Origin of the sequence: Mycobacterium syngnathidarum, assembly GCF_001942625.1 — a bacterium.
Lineage (GTDB): Bacteria > Actinomycetota > Actinomycetes > Mycobacteriales > Mycobacteriaceae > Mycobacterium > Mycobacterium syngnathidarum.
On the sequence record NZ_MLCL01000076.1, the window covers coordinates 1 to 17,668 of the forward strand.

Consider the following 17,668-nt stretch of genomic DNA (forward strand, 5'->3'; position numbering starts at 1 on the left):
GCACCGCGGCGGCCTTCTCCTCCGGGCTGTAACGACGCGCCGTGGGCTTCCCGGCACACTGTTCCTTCGGCATACCTGCATCCTCGTTTCCAAGGTCAGGAGCCTCCGGGATTTCCAGGGCGATTCACAGGTCGTAGGTCGTCAGCTTGTCCAGCCATTTGGTCATCAGGTCCCAGCGATTGTTGTCGACGAGCGCCGCGGGATAGGACTTGTAAGCGGTGTGCGAAAACATCAGCGGCACGACATCGTTGAAGCCGTCGATCCGCTCAACGCCGAGGCGGTCGGCCAGCTTGCGGACCATCTCGATGCGATCGCGTTGCTCTCCGAACCGCTCGATCATGGCTTCGCGCTGCATCTCCTCGAGCTGGTCGCGAGGCACGCTGTGCATCTTGGTGACCGACTCCTCGAAGTAGTCCAAGGGTCGGTCCATGAAGGACCGCAATGCCGAATGAACCATGCTTCGTCTCCCTCGCCTGTGACTCACCCGACGATAAAAAATCGACGGTGTTTTAACGCTAGCCCAAACGCGACACCGCGCACAAGGGCCGCATCCTCAGCTAGTCGCGTGCAATGCGCTCACTAGGTCGGCGAGGTCATTGTCGTCGGGTCGGTAGCCAGGGAAATAGCAGCAGACGTCGGAGGCCCAGTCGCCATAGCGCTGGTGAATCTGCTCGGCGCACTCTTCTGGAGTTCCAAGCACGCCGTACGTGCCCACCATGGCGTCGGTGATCAGTGCGCGCATCTCGGCGTACCCACCCCGTTTGGACAGCGCGTTAAGCTCGGGTTGCAGATGGCCCCACCCTTCGACGTCCAGAACCGCGGTGTAGGCCGGAGTTGATCCGTAGAACGCGATCAGCCCGGCAACCCTGTCAACAGCTTTCGCGAGGGCCTCCTCCGTCCGCCCTACGGCCACCATGGCCTGGGCGACAACCTGGAATTGGGCGCGGCTGCGGCCCGACCGGTGCAGGCCGTCCGCCATGGCTGGCACCGTTCGCTCGGCGAAGTGGCGAGTGCTGTTGAACGGCATGACCAGCAGGCCGTCGGCGACCTCGGCCGCCTTGCGGGTCATCACCGGCCCCAGCGCTCCCATCAGGACCGGTGGCGGGCCGTACGTGTTGGGGCCGGGGTTGAAGTTCGGCGGCATCAACGTGTGGGTGAAGAAGTCGCCGCGAAAGTTCAACGGCGCCAGCCCCTCCCATGCCGAGAAGATGGCCTTCACGGCCGCAACCGACTCAGCGGTCCGAGCGGCGGGCCTGCCCCACTGCGAGCCGTAACGCTTCTCGATGTGCGCCTTGATCTGCGAGCCCAGACCGAGGCGGAAGCGGCCGGCGCTCACGGTCTGCAGATCGTAGGACGCGTGCGCGAGGTGCAGGGGGCTGCGCGGACCGGCGATCGCCACATTGGTCATCAGTTCCAGCTCGGTCTCTTCGGCTGCCAACAGCAGCGGAAAGAACACATCGTGCTGTCCTTCGAACGAGAAGATCCCGTCTGCGCCGAGTCCGGCGATGGCCGCGGCACTCGCGCGGGCGCGGGCCGGTGAGCCGTCCACCTGCAGATGCACTTTCACGAAAGCGTGTCCTTTCGTCGCGTCGGCATAGCACACCGACAACCTCGAATCCACTCTTGTGGCCTGAACCTCATCACTGCTAAGAAATCAGTGTGGTTTTATCGCATCGGGCTGCCTGCCGGCAAGGTCTGGACCCATGACTGCCGGGATCTTCGGCAGCACGGCCGCCGACGGCCCGGAGATCCTCGCGGATCCCAACGCCTACACCGACCCCGTGCGGATGCACGCGACCCTGGCCGCGCTGAGGGCGTCGAATCCTGTCGCCTTGGTCGACACCGCGCAGTACCGGCCATTCTGGGCGATCACCAAGCATGCCGACGTGCTCGTGATCGAGCGGGCCAACGATGTCTTCGTCAACGGTCCCCGCCCCGTCCTCATGCGTACCGAGCAGGAGGACATGCAGGCTTCGGCCGGTGTCCGCACCCTGATCCACTTGGACGACCCCCAGCACCGCGATGTTCGCGCAATCGGCGCGAACTGGTTCCGGCCCAAGGCAATGCGCATGCTGGCCGACCGCGCACAGCACCTGGCCAAAAGGTTCGTCGACACCATGGCGGCCGAGGGGCCCGAGTGCGATTTCGTCCAGCAGGTCGCGGTCAACTATCCGCTCTACATGATCATGACGCTGCTGGGCGTCCCCGAGTCCGACTTCGGGTTCATGCTCAGGCTGACGCAGGAACTCGTCGGATCGGAGGACTCCGAGTTCCAACGCAGCGCCACCGACGCCGAGCAGATGACGGCGCTGCTGGAGATGTTCGAGTACTTCACGGCGCTGACCGCCGCCAGGCGGGCGAACCCGACCGAGGACCTGGCCTCGGCCATCGCCAACGCGACGATCAACGGTGAACCGTTGGGTGACATCGACACCGTGTCCTACTACCTGATCATCGCCACGGCGGGGCACGACACCACCAGCGCTGTCATCTCGGGCGGCATGCACGCCCTGGTCGAGCATCCCGAGCAACGCGAGCGGCTGCATGCCGACCCCGGCTTGATGGGGACGGCCACCGAAGAGATGATCCGCTGGGTCAGCCCCGTCACCGGGATGATGCGTACCGCCACCACCGATACGGCGGTGCGCGGTGTGCCGATCTCCGCCGGAGAATCCGTGCTGCTGTCCTACGTTTCAGCGAACCGCGACGAAGACGTGTTCAGCGATTCGGATGTCTTCGATGTTGGGCGTGATCCCAACAGGCACTTGGCCTTCGGACACGGCGTGCACTTCTGCCTGGGCGCCGCGCTGGCGCGGTTGGAGATCAACAGCTTCTTCAGCGAGCTCATCCCGCGGCTGGCCTCGGTCGAACTGGCCGGGACCCCAGAGCTGACCGCCACCACCTTCGTGGGTGGCCTCAAACACCTGCCGATCCGATACCGAGTGAAGTGAGCCGTCGATGACAGCCACGTTGAGGACCGAACAGCACGGCGCCGTGCGCGTGTTGACCATCGATCGGCCCGAGGCCAAGAACGCGATGCACGGCGAGTTGCGTGCGGCCCTTCGTGCGGCGATGACCGAGGCCGACCGCGACGGCGCGGTGCACGCCGTCATCCTGACGGGGGTCGACCCCGTCTTCAGCGCGGGTGTCGATTTCAAGCGGCTCGAGCGGAGTCCCGACGAGACCGGCAGCCCGCTCGATCCCACCCCAGCGGCCGTCGTGCGGGCCATGCGTAAGCCGGTCATCTGCGCCGTCAACGGCGTGTGCGTGTCCGGCGCCCTCGAAGTCGCCTTGAGTTGCTCGTTCATCATCGCCTCCGAACGCGCGCGGTTCGCCGACACCCACGCCCTGCTCGGCGTGGTGCCCACCTGGGGACTGACCGCATTGCTGCCGCGCGCCGTCGGTGTCCGCAAAGCCCGCGAGATGTCGGTGACCGGCGCATTCGTCGATGCCGAGGAGGCGCTGCGCATCGGGTTGGTCAACCATGTGCTCCCCCACGATCAGCTGCTGCCCTACACGCTCGATCTGGCCGCACGGATACCCGGCAGCGCTGCCGTCGCTGACATGCTCAGGCTGTACCGCAGCGGCGAGGATCTGTCCTTGGCCGGGGCGTTGGCTCTGGAGACCACCAGCAGCATCGGCCGCACCTATGACCTGACGGCGTTCACTGCCGCGGGCAGTAAGGCCTCCGCCCGCCAGCGCGACCACCGGCCACCGGCCAGTGATGAAGGGAACTCACTGTGACACAGCGGTTTACCGGCCGACGCGCCATCGTGACCGGAGCCAGCCGGGGCATCGGGGCCGGTATCGCGCAGCGCCTGTGCGCCGAAGGCGCCGATGTCGTCCTGGTGGCGCGCACCCTCGAGACCTCCGACGGGACCGGCGGCAGCCTGCACGAGACCCAGCAGCTCTGCGAGAAATACGGCACCACGGTCGGGATTGTCGTCGCCGACATCACCGATGACGCCGACCGCTCCCGGGTCATCCCCGAGGCGACGGCGATTCTCGGCGGCCCGATCGACATCCTCGTCAACAATGCGGCCGCCGCCACGACCGCCCCGATCACCGAGATCACGCCCACTCAGCAGCGACTCGCCTACGAAGCCAACGTCATTGCTCCCCTGGCGCTCGCCCAAACGGTCATACCGGCGATGCGCGAATCGGGTCAAGGTTGGATCGTCAACCTGACCAGCGTGGGTGCCACCGTCGTCGAGGGACCGCCGTTCTATCTCGGCCCGCAAGGCTCCACGATGGAGATCTACGGTGCCACCAAGGCCGCGCTCAACCGCACGACGGCCGGGCTGGCCGGTGACCTGTACGGTACCGGGATCCGCGTCAACGCGGTCGGCCCGCGCGTGGCGGTCATGAGCGACGGTTTCGCCGAGTTGATGGGGGACGCGCTGCCGGCCGAGTTCTTCGAGTCCATCGAGGAAATCGTCGAAGCCGTTGTTGCACTGTGCGACTGCGACAGTGAAACCACCGGGAAGATCCGGTACAGCTTGGACCTAATCGAGCAGTGGAAGCTCGATGTCCGCGAGCTGGACGGTTCGCCACGAGTCGGGGGCCAGTAGTAGAGATGCCGTTCACCTGGAAGGTCATATCTGGAGTACAAGAAAATACGTCGAGCATCCACCGTTGGCAGAGATCGATGCGAGCCGTACATGGCCATGCGGAAATGGGCCACCCAGTTCTACGAGGTTCCCCTGTGGACACCGCGCGCACCGCGGACGTGTCACATCAAGTCATCGCGATCGGGCCATCCTCACAGTGTCGAGTGGCCTCATGGCCGCAGTCACCCCTCCGTCGCAGATGATGTCGACGCCGGTGAGGTATCCGGGCTTGTCTCCGGCACTGAACGCGAGCAGCTCGGCGATCTCCCCGGGCTGGCCGAACCGTTTGAGGGCACTGCGCTCGGCCAGCGTGCCCGCCCCGGCGCCTTCCTCGAGTTTGCCCATCGCCGTGTCGAACGATCCGGGAGACACCGAGAGGACCCGCGCTCCCTTCTCACCGAATCGTGTGGCCATCGCCGCGCTGTACCAGATGACGAAGTTCTTGCTGAGTACGTAGGCGATCTGTGGCTGCCATGTGCGGGGTATGCGATTGCAGGATGACAGCAGATCCCGATAGAAGCGGTCCCGGTCTTGCAACGCGCGCTTGTAGCGCCGCGTGGGGGCCGCGAGACCCGGCAGCTGGTGTCCGGCAACGGAAGCCACATTGACCACCGCCATACCGGGCTGGGCGATGCCGAGAAATGCCTCGTTGACGAGCACGGTACCGAGCGCGTTGATTCGCAGGATCATCTCGGCGGACCCCATGCTGGGGCTCACCCCCGCAGTGTGGACGACCGACATCACGGTGCCGAGCTGCTGTGCCTGCTCGACCAGCTGACGCACCGATGCTGGATCGGTGATATCACACGTGGCCGTAGCACAGTCGACGCCTGAAGCGTTCAGGTCGCGCTGTGCCGAAGCCAGGCGGGCGGCATCGACGTCACAGATCAGCACGGCGCAGTCCCGTCCGATGACCCGCGCTGCGGCCAGCCCCATTCCCCCTGCCCCGCCGGTGACGACGGCAATCTTCACCATGATCAGGTCCACCCTCCAGCTGCCGGGATTGAGCAGGACGCGGCAAACATGATCTCACCGATGCCAGGACGTCCATTCAGCTTGCACAACAGCGGTTTAGGGCCTCGCGGGCGAGCACAGTATTCGAGCACCGCCGAGTCTAGGTTTGCGGCGCATGGCGGCTTTAACCGCAAAAGTTCCCCGAGTGCCACGATCTGCCCTCTCGATCGTGGGCGAGTGTAACCAGACCTGTCGCCCCATCTTCGGGTGAAACCAAGAATCGGCGGACCACCTTCGTGTGATAGACGACGCGCATGAAGTGTTCAATTCCCGCGATTGCACCTATTAAAACACCATTGCAGTCTTAAAGTTGAGAGCCCGCCGGCGCGGTGCCGTCAGCAGCCGGAGCGGCACCGACCGAGATCAATCGTCCGTCGCCGCGATCTGTACCTTGGCGGTAGCACGTACATCGTCAAAGTAATTCACACAACAAGTCGATGGTGCGGGTCTTGGATGTTGTGCGTTCGGCTTTGTCGCGTCCTACGGCGACGGGTTGGACCCAGATGTCGGTGGCGCCGGCGTCGAGGAGGTGTTGCAGTTGTGTGCGGACCGATGCTTCGTTGCCGACGATGGCGATGTCGGCGGGTGTTGTACCGCCACCAATTTCGATGATGCGCTTGTAGTTTGGCATCGTCGCATAAATTCCGGCCGTGTCGGCGATCGCCGAGCGAGCTTTGGCTTCGTCGTCGTGGACAGCGACTGGAAGCCCAGCAACGATGCGGGGGGCGGGCCGTCCTGCCGCCTGCGCCGCCGCGGTGATCGTCGGTGCGATCTGCGATTCGATGGCTTTCGCCGAGGCCATCCACAGCACGGTGCCGTCGGCGATGGCGCCGGCGATGCGCAACATCCGCGGTGATAGCGCCGACAACAACACCGGCACCGGGTGCTGCGGGGCCGGGCCTCCGACCGCGTGGGCACTCCAGTCGACGCCGGTGACGTTGACCGGCTTCCCATGCAGGACCGCCGTGAGGATGGACAGGTATTCCTCAGTGTTACGGCCGGGGTGAGCGTAGGACAAACCGTACATGCCCTCGACGACCGCGGCGTGCGAAGGCCCGAGCCCGAAGGTGAACCCGGGGCGGCCCATGGCGTTTGCGGCCGCGATCACCCTGTGGGCCTGCATCAGCGGATGACACGGGTAGGTCTGCAGCACGGCAGTGCCCAGCTCGATGCGGCTGGTCTCCCGCCCGGCAATCGCCATGGAGACCAAAGGATCTGCGGTGACATTGCTGGCATACCACAGCGACGTGAACCCCTGTTGCTCGGCGAGCTCGGCCTGGCGTGCCACGCCGTCGGTCGTGGCGGCTCCGCCGGTGAGGCCGATGCGCATCAGTGTTCCGGTCCGAAGAGTTGCTCGTATCGGCTCATCAGCTCGGGGATGTCGTCGTCCATGGCCAACTCGAAGGACTTGAACAGCCGCGCCAGGATGTCATATCCGCCTGCGGTGAAGATCAGGTCGAGCACTTGGCGGACGTCAAACTCGGTGGACAAGATCTGCCAGGTAGGTGTGGTGATCCCACCGTCGATGATCATTTCGTCGACGGCCCGCAGTAACGCCGCCTCGAACTCACTCCACAGCGGTGAGTCTGGGCCGTAGGCGACGCGGCCCACCTCTTCGTCGGTGATGCCCGCGTCGCGGGCGACGAAGAGGTGTTGGTACCACTCGTAACTGGACTGCCGCACCGCGGCGACCCGCATCACCACAAGCTCACGCTGCCGCTCGCTCAGTGTAGTGCCCAGCAGCAGGTGGCCGTTGAACGTGAAATAGGCCCGGGCGAGGTCGGGGTGATGGGCCAGGGTGCCTAGTGTGTTGAGCGCTTTCGGCCGATCTTTTGTCGGCAGCGGTTCATGCCGGGGATTGGCTGGGCGCAGCGCGGCCATCGCCGTGCGGAACTCTTCGGAGAACTCGCGCGGCGGAACCGGATCTATTCGTGCCATGACTTTCTACAGAACCCTTCCTCCGTTGACGCCGAGCACTTGGCCGGTGATGTAGCCGGCGTCCTGCGAGCACAGAAACGCGCACGCCGCGGCGACATCGTCGGGCTGCCCGATACGGCGCACCGGCGTCTTGGCTTCGGCGGCGTCGACGCCGGGGCCCAGGAAACCCCGGTCTTCGCTGCGCCGCAGCATGGGTGTGTCGATGAACCCCGGGGGAATCGTGTTGACGGTGATACCCCGCGGGCCGAGTTCTTGGGCAAGGGCTTTGGTGAATCCGACGACGCCCGCCTTGGCCGCGGAGTAGTGCACCATGAGGGGATTGCCGGTTTGCGCGCTCGAGGACGAGATGTTGACGATGCGGCCCCACCCAGCGTCGAGCATGTGCGGGACGATGGCTTGGCAGCAGTCGAAGACTCCTGTCAGGTTGACCGCGAGAATCTGTTGCCAGCTTTGCGCCGTGATCGCCTGAAACTTTTCAAAGCCGTCGAGACCCGCGCTGTTGACCAGGATCGTCGGCGGGCCGAGCTGACGTGCCGTTTCGTCGATTGCCGCATCGATGCGACTCCGGTCGGTGACGTCGACGTGCGCGGCGATCGCTCGACCGCCCGCAGCCACCAGCTTGTCCGCTGCGGTGGTCGCGCCGGTGTGATCGAGGTCGAAGATGGCCACGGCGGCGCCTTCGATGCTGAGTCGCTGGGCGATCGCCACCCCGATACCCGACGCGCCGCCGGTGACGATGGCTGTGGGCGGCTCGTCCCAGTAGGAAACGGTACTCATGCAATCGCTTCCTCGCCGACGAGTGTGGTGCGATGCATCAGCCGTCGGGAGGTCGGTTCGTAGGGTATGGCGCGGTGCAGCATGCCGGTGTTGTCCCAGACCACCAGATCCCCGACGCTCCAGTGGTGGCGCAGGACGAACTGCGGCTGGGTGGCCCAGTCGAGGACCTCGTCGAGCAGTCCGCGGCTGCGCTCAGGGTCCATCCCCACGATCTGGCCGGCAGTGGCGCCGATGAGCAACGACTTGCGGCCGTCTCGGCGCTGCCACACCAGAGGATGCTCACGCGACGGAGCACGATCCCATTTGGCCGCTTGCTCCGGGGTCGGGTCTGGGGTCAGCAGCAACTGTGACGCCGCGACGCTGTGCACGACCCGGTAGCTCTCGAGTTCGACCCGCCTGTCGGCGGGCAGCGCTTCGAAAGCGGCGTAAGTGTTGGCGAATTCGGTGTCGCCACCCTCGTCGGCGACCTCCCGGGCGGTCAGCAGGGTCGCCTTCTGCGGGACCTGATCGGTCAGGCCGTCGGTGTGCCAGAAGATGGTGCTGCGACGCAGTCCGGCCAGCGCGCTCCTACTCGGATCGAGGGTGACCGGGGAGATTTCAGGATAGTCGGGATGCCCTCCGGCGCCTGCCACGACGACCTCACCGAGTGCGCGGGAGAACGCGACCAGGTCTGGGTCACTGATATGGGCTTCGCGGTAGACGACGACGCCGTGGCGCTCCAGTAGCACGTGGCAGTGCTGTGCTGCACCGGGGTCGAGGAAGTCGGCGGTGGTGTAGCCGGTGACCTCGACGCCGATCGCGTCGGAGATGGGAGTCGTGGCGATGGTCATGGTCACTCCTTGGTGCCAGAGTTGGTGGAGACGGCCTCGTCAAAACGGCGATGGCTTGGCGGGGGCATGCCGCGGCCACAGCCCGAATCCGTGCCCTTCGCAGAGTGGCGATCGATTCGCACTCGCAGTATCGGCGTGCTCATACTGCGGTGAAGCACAGATGCAGATCCGTCAGTCCGCGAATGATGTAGGTCGGATCGTGACGGAACGTCCGGGCGCCCTCGGGGCCGTGATGTTCCTCGGACAGCGTGAGGCTGGTGGTGCGGTCCAGGAAGCGTTCGATGGTCACCCGTCCTTCGGCACGGGCCAGCGGTCCGCCGGGGCAGGAATGGACACCGCGCCCGAAAGCGATGTGTTCGCGCACGTTTTCGCGATCCAACCGAAACTTCTCGGGCTCGGGGAACTTACGAGGATCCCGGTTGGACGCGCCGGGATGCAACATGATCGTGGTGCCCGCCGGAATATCCACGCCACCCACGCAGGTCGTCTTCTGGGTCATCCGGAAATCGCTCATGGTGGGGCTTTCCAACCGCAAAACCTCCTCGACGAACTCGGGGATTCTGCCCCGGTCAGCGCGCAGCGCCGCCTGCAGATCCTGATCCTCGGCCAGGAACCGCAACGACGACGCCATCAGCCGCGCCGAAGTATCTTGCCCGGCACCGAACAGGAAAGTGGCCAGCCGTACGATCGATTCCGTGTCAGGCAGCGTCCCGTCCGGGTACGTCGACGTCGCGAGTGCGGTCAGGACATCCTCGCGCGGCTGCCGGCGCCGTTCCTCGATGTAGCTGCCGAACGTCTCGTACATGTACTCCAACGGGTTCTCCGGCAGCGGCGAATCGCCGCCCAGGGTCGCCACGTGTTGCCCGGTGAAAATTTTGCGGAAGTGGTCGCGATCCTCGGCGGGTACACCGAGCAGATCGGCAATCACCATGGTGGTGAACGGCTTTCCGTAATCCTGGACCACCTCGAACCGGCCGTCGCCGATGAATGCGTCGATGCAGGCATCTGCCATGCCCGCCATCTGGTCCTCGTTCTCTTTCAGCCGTTTCGGAGTCATCAAGCGGCGCAACAGACTCCGCTCGGCATCGTGGTCGGCACCATCCTTGGTGACCATGAACTCGTGAAAGACCCAATGCTCACGGTTGGCCCGCACCGCATCAGTGATGTCGTCGGTGCCCGGCTCCACCGGGAAGGGGGGAAACGGTCCGCCCATCGCATTGCACGAGGAAAACGCCGCATCGTTGCGGTACACCGCGACTGCCTCGTCGTATCCGGTGACCGCCAACACGCCCGGTTGCGCGATCTCGTGGATCGGACAACGGGACCGCAGCTCGTCGAAATAGGAATACGGATCGTTGATGACCTCTTCGCTGGTGAAGATGTCCGCCTTGTCCACGCTGTTCGTCATGACACCTCCACGCCGTGCGACTGTGACAGCCCGCAGCTTTTATTAGGCAATCGCCTAGGAAAATGGACTGGCATATGCTTAGCACCCGTCACGACGACGGTCAAGACCGGCGGATGAACAGCGTGGCGCCACCACCGGCGCCAAGGACGGACGACACAATGGCCACACCGAACCGAGCCGGCAAGCGCGACACCGGCACCCGCGAGAAGCTGCTCGACGCGTGCGCGGAGATCATGCTCGACGAGGGTTACGCCGCCGCCACCTCGCGCCGCGTCGCGGAAAAGGTCGGCGTCCAGCGAGCGGTCGTGTATTACTACTTCCCGACCATGGACGACCTCTACCTGGCGGTCCTCAAACGCGGCACGCAAACCAGCCTCGATGTGCAGCGCCGCGCCCTGACCACCGAAAGGCCACTGCATGCGCTGTGGGATATGACGGTAGACCCGCGTGGCGTGCAACTGATCATGGAGTTCATGGCCCTGGGAAACCACCGCAAGGAGATCCGCGCCGAACTCGCCGCCGGCGCACAAGCCTTCCGCGAGGCCCAGGTCGCCGCGCTGACCTACATCCTGCGCGATCACCAAGCCGACCAACCGTTACCGGCTGAAGTCATCTCCGTGCTCATCGCGGCCATCGGGCGGTTGCTGGTTATCGAAACCGGCCTCGGCATCACTACCGGCCATCAGCAGACCATCGACCTCGTCCACCAATATTTGGGACGGCTCGAGACACCATTGCGTTAGGCGCTCGCCTAACATATCTTTTCGGAACGGCCGAAATGTGCCGACCGTCGCGCGGTCACGCTCGCCGCTCAGAACGCAGCGGACCCCCATCTTCAGGAGCGCATCGATGAGCCAGGAGCTCGACCCCGCCATACGCCGCGTTGCCGTGGTTACCGGCGGCGCCTCAGGCATCGGCCCGGCAGTGGCAGCGCACCTGGCCAAAACTGGACACGCGGTTGCCCTGCTGGACCGCCAAGGCGACCTGGTACGTGGCGTCGCAGCCGACCTTTGCTCCGGCGGGGCTCAGATAATCGGCATCGAAGTCGACGTGACCGACCGGCAATCGGTCCATGAGTCCATCGCCCGCGTTCGCGCCGAGCTCGGCAGCATCACCATCGTGGTCACCAGCGCTGGTATCGACGTGGGCGTTCCTGTGCCTGTCACCGAGATCACCCCCGAGCAATGGGACCGGCTCATCGCGGTCAACCTGACCGGCACCTTCACTTGCATCCAGGCCGCAGTACCGGATATGCAAGCCGCCGGCTGGGGACGCATTGTCACCATCTCATCCTCCAGCGCTCAATCCGGCGCACCGGAACGCGCCCACTACGTCGCATCCAAAGGCGGAGTGATCGCGCTGACCAAAGCCCTGGCGTATGAACTTGCACCCCAAGGCATTACGGTCAACACCATCCCTCCGTCTGTCGTCGACACCCCGATGGCACACGCCGGCGTGAAGGTCGGCACCGTGCCAGATCTCGACATCCTAGCCAGCATGGTCCCGTTGCGACGCAACGGCACTCCCGACGACATCGCCGCTACCGTCGCCTTCCTCTGCTCCGACGGCGGCTCCTACATCACCGGACAGGTGATCGGCGTCAACGGCGGCATGTACATCTAGGAACGTGATCGGCGCAGAAGGTCGCGGCCCGCGATGGGCGGCAATGCCCCACCCGACGCGGCCCGCCCACGCGCGCATCGGACTGCCGCCTCGGGTCCGCTCGTGCAGCGCATGGCCCCGGACTCACAAGCTCCAATCCGTAACCTTTTCGATGTCTCGACGCAATGCAGGCACAACGCGACCGCGAACAACTGCAAAAAGCGGGCCCAGCTCGTTTCACATGATCGACGCACTACAGTTCCCCGATGCGGCGCAGCAGCGTTTGTCTGCAAAGCGACACCTCACCCGGCGGAATCATCCCCGCAAGGATCCTCCCGCGCCCAGCCATGATGCGTCTCGTTCGTGGGCGTGCCGTCATGGATCCCCGTCGCAGCCGTTCGACGTCTCGTGCACGTTGTGCTGCGCTGGTACTCCATGACGCTTGACCGGCAACGGCCGAGCCGTGCCGACCTGAGCCCCGCCTTCAGGGCTCGGCATACCTATTCGTCACAGTGACGGTTTTGGGCGGACGGGCTAGACGTGGAAAGAGCTGTAACCCAATCGATTTCAGCTGCCACATGGCTGTGAGCGACTGACGGGACCTCGCCAGATGTCGCCCGGTGATAACGTCAGAGGCATAGTTCGCGAGGAGCCGGCGGTATGCGCAGACAGGTGAACCGGAGACGACGGCTAGCGCTGGCGTTCGCGATCGCGATCGCGGCGATCCTGTCGACGATCGTCGGCTGTGGCCAGGACCCCGATTGGTCGGTTGCATCTGACGATGCGGTGACGACGCTACCTGTTCCGCCTAACGTTCCACCATTTCCGTTACCGAGCGATATCCCTCCTGTGCCGTTGCCGAGTGCCGTCCCCGATGTGGAGTTGCCTGGCGAGGTGCCCAGAGCCAAACTGCCGGCCGACGTACCGCGGGTTGAAATGCCCGCCGAGATCCCCGAGATCCAATTGCCATCAGCGATCCCCCCGATCCCCTTCCCTTGAGGAAATTTCGGCACCGAGCGCCATTCGTCACTGTGATGAAAGTACTTGGGCGGCAATGGTTCTCGTAAAGATCCCGCCCGGGTCACCCCACGTAGGCATGGCTTCGAATCCAGCCGTCGGCCCGAATCCCGGGCGCAGAATCCTCTAGAACCGGTAGCGCAACACCCATACCCCACGACGCGCCTGTGCCCGCCAGCGGGCGAACCACTTGCCGATCATGCGTGTGGTCCGGGAAATATCGTTGAGCCAGGCGCGTGCCCGGGGATCGTTGAACGATTCCATGGCTTGGGCGCCGAGTTGCTCCTCGACGAACGTGACGCACGGGTTGAGTTGCTCGAGCTCACGTGGGTCGTCAAAGCCGAAACCCTGATATCCCTTGGGTATCCCGACTTCGCGCAGCTCACCGATCTGTACGGGTAGCCCGCCCATCATCTTGGCGGCGATCCGTGAGTAGGCGACGAAGACGAGTTCTCCGCCACCGGTGAAATGATTTGTGAGGGTGGCCAGGATCTGGGTGTTGTCTGCTTTGGTGAGAAAGCCGAGTACGCCGTCGGCCACGGCGATGACGGGACGCTCACGCGGAATGCCTTCTGCCCAGTGCGGTTCGGTCAGCGAGGCCGCGACAAGATGGGCGCGGTCCAATTCAGGAATCAGCCGGCGGCGCAACGCGATAACGTCAGGGAGGTCGACGTCATACCAGTCGACAGTCGGCGGCGGGGCGATGCGGTGCATGCGGGTTTCCAGGCCGCAGCCCAGTTCCACCACCACCGCGTTTGGGTGCGCGGCGATGAACTGGACGACGAGTTGGTCCAGCATCTTGCTGCGAACCGGCGCGGCGATCTGGACGGTGCTCGAGATCTTGATGGCGCCGGCGGGTCCGATCCTGTCGAGCACCTTGGCGGCGAGGTCATCAGCGAGCAATGGATGCGGCGCGCGGGCGTCCAGAGCGCGTGGGGTGAGTGTGATCAGCAGTGTCTTCTCGACCGGCGTGAGGTCGTCGATGGTGACTGTCATTGAGCGCCTTTCTTTTCATCGCGGTAATGGGTGACCGAGTCGGTCATTTGCTTGCCGGTCTCTGAGGTGATGAATTCACCTACGGCCGAGTACACGTCGATCATGGCCAGCCCGATCCGAGTGGCGTCGGCACCGTCGAGGTCGGCGTCCATCTGTCGAGCCAGCTGGTCGTGAAGTACCACCACGCCGAGGTGCATGGCGCACATCACCGCGGCGGCGTCGCGGGCCCGCTCGGATCCGGACCCAAATCGCTCAGGCCATCTGCTGGTTAGGAATTCCTCCGCTCCCCCGGCTAATTCGTCGAGCAGCTCGGCGGCTGTCGGCCCGCCCTCGATCGCCGCCCTGGCGAGATAGCGCAGTAGCGGCGGGCTTGCTTCGTAGAGCTCGGCGATGAAGCCGGGTTTGGCGATATCTCCGTTGGCCGCACCCTGTGTCGTCCGTTGCCGCAACACCTCGATGACGACGTCATTGCACGCCTGCCGCAGATGTTCCTTGGTGCCGAAGTGGTGTTGCACCAGACCAACGGACGCCTGCGCTCGCGCGGCGATTCCTTTGAGGGTCGCCCCCGCGAAACCTCGCGCACCGAACTCAAGCAACGCTGCGTGCCGAATCCGTGCACGTGCGCTCAGGTCTGCCGAGGTGAACCCGCCCGACAATATCTCCATATTGGTGACAATACATGAATATTGTCCTGATGCCTGCGGAACGAACTGCTGACGCGTTCTACGACGACGCCGGCGCGGTGCGGCGGTGCTGTGAATGCCAGTGGCTGCCGGGGACGCCACTGCGGTGCGGCGACACGGTAACTGCCCGTACTCCCAGCGAACGTTGTAACCTCCGTGCCACGGGGCGGTCAGAGTGCATCTGTTTCAGCTAGCGCAAGGGAGGGCGCTATGACGGCTCCGATGTGGATGGCATTGCCACCTGAAGTGCATTCAGCGCTGATATCCAGTGGCCCCGGTCCGGGGTCGATGTTGACCGCTGCGGGCGCGTGGCAATCGCTGAGTACCGAATATTCCTCTGCTGCAGCCGAACTCGCCACAGTGCTGGGTGAGGTACAAGCGGGATCTTGGGAAGGTCCGAGTGCCGAACAGTACGTGGCCGCACACGGACCGTATCTCGCCTGGCTGATCCAGGCCGGTGCCAATAGTGCGGCTGCGGCCGTCGAGCACCAGACTGCGGCGGCAGCGTTTACAGAAGCGTTAGCAATGATGCCGACGTTGCCCGAGTTGGCCCTCAACCACACGCTTCACGGCGTGCTCCTGGCGACGAACTTCTTCGGCGTCAATACCATTCCGATCGCGCTCAACGAAGCAGACTACGTACGGATGTGGATCCAGGCCGCCACCGCCATGAGCACCTATCAGGCAGTGTCCGGTGCGGCCGTGGGAGCGATCCCGACCACCACGCCGGCACCATTGCTGCTCAAACCGGGTGTTGGAGAATCGGGCGAGGCCTCCGCCGCGTCGCAGCAGGTTGCGGCCCAAGCCCGGGCCGCCGATGCCGGATCTGCTCTGGAGAACTCCAACAGCATCACCGATCTCCTCACGTGGTACACCGACGCGGTCAACGAGATCTACGAGCCGATCATCAACTTCCTGACCGACCCCCTGGGCAACGCCGAGCAATTGATCACCGACTTCATGACCGACCCGGCGGCAGCCCTGGTGACGTGGGGCCCGTTCCTGTTTGCCGTTGCCTACCAGGCGTTCTCATGGGCAGGGGCGTTGACGACATATCCTCAGCTACTGATTCAGCCGCTGCTCTGGATCGTGATCGGCAGCGTCTACTACTACGGCGAGTCGCTGGCCGCCCAGGACGCGGTTCCTCCCGGTCAGGACACCGCTGTTGCCTCCCCTGCCCCGCAACAAACCACGAACGTGCGTCCCGAGCAGTCCAACCCGTTCGCGCTGGCGGGGCTACCCGGCGGTGGCGTGAGTGCGGTCGGCGCCGGTGCGGCCCCGGGAGCCGGTGCACCCACCACGGCTCCCAGCCCACCCGCGGCACCAACTGCGTTGTTGGCACCGTATGCGATTGCCGGAGGCCATCCGGGTGAGGGCTTCACGCCGACGGTCCGCGACAAATCGAGCGCCTCGGCGCCGGCCGTGGGGATACCAGCCGCAGCCTCGGGGGTCGCCGCGTCGCTGGCCGATCGGCGCAGACGTCGGCGCAAGCGCGATGCGAAGCTGGAACAACATGCTTATGCCGATGCCTTCATGGACTACGACGATCCAGCTCCGGATCCACGTCCCGGGTCCGAGCCGCGAGTCGTTGCCTCCGAATATGGCGCGGGCATCATGGGATTCACCGGTACCGCCGATGGACCCGACAGAGCGCCCGCGGGACTGACCAGCCTGGCCGACGACTTCGACTCGGGTCCAGCCGAACCGATGCTGCCGGGCACCTGGGAACCGCCCAACGATCGTTAGAGTTGTACATATATCTCGCGGTAGTGAACTGCTAGGTTGGCAGTCGGTGTGCCGGGAAGCCTGGTCGGCAGAGTTGTTGCCCCTGCGACCCCGGAGTACCTAGATGAACCGCGACGCCACCCAGACAGCCATCGGTCCGATGGTCATCGTCGCCGCCGAGCAATACGAACCCGCACCACTGATTCGCGATCCATGGGCACGCTACCTGCTGCCGGCCGGCGCACGGTTGGCAGCAGCCGCGGCGCGATGGTCCGTTGCACGGCACTCGTTGATGGCCGCGACCGATAAGAAATTCCCGGGCGGCTGGGCCAGCTTCCTGTGCCGCAAACGCTATATCGACGACTGCCTCCATGAGGGGCTGCGCAGCGGAATCGAATCCGTGGTCATCCTCGGCGCCGGCTATGACACCCGTGCCTACCGGATCCCCGAGTTGACTGAGATGGCGGTGTGTGAGGTCGATCTGCCGGCCAACATCGCCGCCAAGACCGCGGCGGTGCGCCGCACTTTCGGCGATGTACCGCCGCACGTGACCCTGTTGCCGATGGATTTCGAGGCTGACGAAATGTCGACACGGTTGTCGGACGCGGGTTTTGACCAGTCGCGACCGGTCTTCTACATCTGGGAAGCCGTCACTCAGTATCTGACCGAAGCTGCGGTGCGCACGACGATGGACTATCTGTCGGGAGCCGCCTCCGGCAGTGCTCTGGCGTTCACCTATGTTCGCAAAGACTTCCTCGACGGACGCGAAACCTACGGCGCACCAATCGCATACCGTGAATTCGTGACCAAAGACCTCTGGAAGTTCGGGTGGGCGCCCCAGGAGGTGGCGCCGTTTCTGGCCGAGTACGGCTGGACTGAACGCGACCACGTGGGTGAAGTCGAGTACCGCCAGCGATATCTTGTCCCTGCCGGACGCACCCTGGCCGCCTCCCCTATAGAACGCGCCGTCCACGCGCGTCGTTGATCGCGTCCACATGGATGTGCGGTGGTGATCAGGTCAGGCTCACCAGACGATCGCTGTCGTTGACCCGGCCGGTGACCAAAATG

At 64.7% G+C, this 17,668-nt stretch carries 18 protein-coding genes; 8 read left to right on the forward strand and 10 right to left on the reverse strand.

The genetic code is table 11. The features are described 5' to 3' along the window. Positions 1-124: 124 nt before the first annotated feature. Positions 125-457 carry a hypothetical protein gene (locus BKG60_RS20560; RefSeq protein WP_070945719.1) on the reverse strand — a complete coding sequence of 111 codons (333 nt, stop codon included), beginning with the start codon at positions 455-457 and terminating at the stop codon, positions 125-127. A 96-nt stretch (positions 458-553) separates the two neighbouring features. Further along, entirely contained in the window at positions 554-1,567 is a 1,014-nt protein-coding gene (locus BKG60_RS20565; protein WP_070945768.1) for a TIGR03617 family F420-dependent LLM class oxidoreductase, read from the reverse strand. A gap of 136 nt (positions 1,568-1,703) precedes the next feature. On the opposite strand from BKG60_RS20565, the gene BKG60_RS20570 reads away from it, so the two are divergent. The 3 genes from BKG60_RS20570 to BKG60_RS20580 are packed head-to-tail and all read left to right on the forward strand — an operon-like array spanning position 1,704 to position 4,571. Beyond that, positions 1,704-2,951, forward strand: coding sequence for a cytochrome P450 (locus BKG60_RS20570; RefSeq protein WP_070945720.1), 1,248 nt, complete (start codon positions 1,704-1,706; stop codon positions 2,949-2,951). 7 nt (positions 2,952-2,958) lie between these two features. Then, positions 2,959-3,744 carry an enoyl-CoA hydratase gene (locus BKG60_RS20575; protein WP_003883368.1) on the forward strand — a complete coding sequence of 262 codons (786 nt, stop codon included), beginning with the start codon at positions 2,959-2,961 and terminating at the stop codon, positions 3,742-3,744. Then, on the forward strand, positions 3,741-4,571 hold the full coding sequence (locus BKG60_RS20580; RefSeq protein WP_003883369.1) for an SDR family NAD(P)-dependent oxidoreductase: 831 nt from the start codon (positions 3,741-3,743) through the stop codon (positions 4,569-4,571). Before BKG60_RS20575 ends, BKG60_RS20580 begins: the two co-directional genes overlap by 4 nt. A 171-nt stretch (positions 4,572-4,742) precedes the next feature. On the opposite strand, the gene BKG60_RS20585 is transcribed toward BKG60_RS20580, so the two are convergent. From BKG60_RS20585 to BKG60_RS20610, 6 genes are all read right to left on the reverse strand, one after another. Continuing rightward, on the reverse strand, positions 4,743-5,585 hold the full coding sequence (locus BKG60_RS20585) for an SDR family oxidoreductase (protein WP_070945769.1): 843 nt from the start codon (positions 5,583-5,585) through the stop codon (positions 4,743-4,745). 451 nt (positions 5,586-6,036) lie between these two features. Further along, positions 6,037-6,954, reverse strand: a complete 918-nt coding sequence (locus BKG60_RS20590) for a TIGR03564 family F420-dependent LLM class oxidoreductase (RefSeq protein ID WP_003883371.1) — start codon at positions 6,952-6,954, stop codon at positions 6,037-6,039. After that, positions 6,954-7,562: a carboxymuconolactone decarboxylase family protein gene (locus BKG60_RS20595; RefSeq protein WP_003883372.1), complete on the reverse strand. Its 609-nt coding sequence runs from the start codon at positions 7,560-7,562 to the stop codon at positions 6,954-6,956. The genes BKG60_RS20590 and BKG60_RS20595 overlap by 1 nt, the downstream gene beginning before the upstream one ends. 6 nt (positions 7,563-7,568) lie before the next feature. Further along, positions 7,569-8,339: an SDR family oxidoreductase gene (locus BKG60_RS20600; protein WP_070945721.1), complete on the reverse strand. Its 771-nt coding sequence runs from the start codon at positions 8,337-8,339 to the stop codon at positions 7,569-7,571. Continuing rightward, positions 8,336-9,169 (reverse strand): TauD/TfdA dioxygenase family protein, encoded by an 834-nt coding sequence (locus BKG60_RS20605; RefSeq protein WP_003883374.1) that lies wholly within the window; start codon positions 9,167-9,169, stop codon positions 8,336-8,338. Before BKG60_RS20605 ends, BKG60_RS20600 begins: the two co-directional genes overlap by 4 nt. Positions 9,170-9,308: 139 nt before the next feature. Then, a complete protein-coding gene (locus tag BKG60_RS20610) occupies positions 9,309-10,577 on the reverse strand; it encodes a cytochrome P450 (protein WP_070945722.1) in 1,269 nt (422 codons plus the stop codon). Positions 10,578-10,735: 158 nt separating this feature from the next. Between BKG60_RS20610 and BKG60_RS20615 the strand changes: the two genes are divergently transcribed. The 3 genes from BKG60_RS20615 (at position 10,736) to BKG60_RS20625 (ending at position 13,178) form a co-directional block, all read left to right on the forward strand. Beyond that, positions 10,736-11,320: a TetR/AcrR family transcriptional regulator gene (locus tag BKG60_RS20615; RefSeq protein WP_003883376.1), complete on the forward strand. Its 585-nt coding sequence runs from the start codon at positions 10,736-10,738 to the stop codon at positions 11,318-11,320. A 106-nt stretch (positions 11,321-11,426) separates the two neighbouring features. Beyond that, positions 11,427-12,200, forward strand: a complete 774-nt coding sequence (locus BKG60_RS20620; RefSeq protein ID WP_070945723.1) for an SDR family NAD(P)-dependent oxidoreductase — start codon at positions 11,427-11,429, stop codon at positions 12,198-12,200. 639 nt (positions 12,201-12,839) lie between these two features. Continuing rightward, positions 12,840-13,178: a hypothetical protein gene (locus tag BKG60_RS20625; protein WP_239252487.1), complete on the forward strand. Its 339-nt coding sequence runs from the start codon at positions 12,840-12,842 to the stop codon at positions 13,176-13,178. Between the two features lie 144 nt (positions 13,179-13,322). On the opposite strand, the gene BKG60_RS20630 is transcribed toward BKG60_RS20625, so the two are convergent. Beyond that, positions 13,323-14,192: a class I SAM-dependent methyltransferase gene (locus BKG60_RS20630; RefSeq protein ID WP_070945724.1), complete on the reverse strand. Its 870-nt coding sequence runs from the start codon at positions 14,190-14,192 to the stop codon at positions 13,323-13,325. Beyond that, the gene (locus BKG60_RS20635; protein WP_070945725.1) at positions 14,189-14,857 is read right to left on the reverse strand and encodes a TetR/AcrR family transcriptional regulator; all 669 of its coding nucleotides are present in this window, start codon (positions 14,855-14,857) and stop codon (positions 14,189-14,191) included. Before BKG60_RS20635 ends, BKG60_RS20630 begins: the two co-directional genes overlap by 4 nt. A gap of 228 nt (positions 14,858-15,085) precedes the next feature. On the opposite strand from BKG60_RS20635, the gene BKG60_RS20640 reads away from it, so the two are divergent. After that, on the forward strand, positions 15,086-16,621 hold the full coding sequence (locus BKG60_RS20640) for a PPE family protein (RefSeq protein WP_070945726.1): 1,536 nt from the start codon (positions 15,086-15,088) through the stop codon (positions 16,619-16,621). A 103-nt stretch (positions 16,622-16,724) separates the two neighbouring features. Further along, on the forward strand, positions 16,725-17,585 hold the full coding sequence (locus tag BKG60_RS20645) for an SAM-dependent methyltransferase (protein ID WP_070945727.1): 861 nt from the start codon (positions 16,725-16,727) through the stop codon (positions 17,583-17,585). Positions 17,586-17,668: the final 83 nt, after the last annotated feature.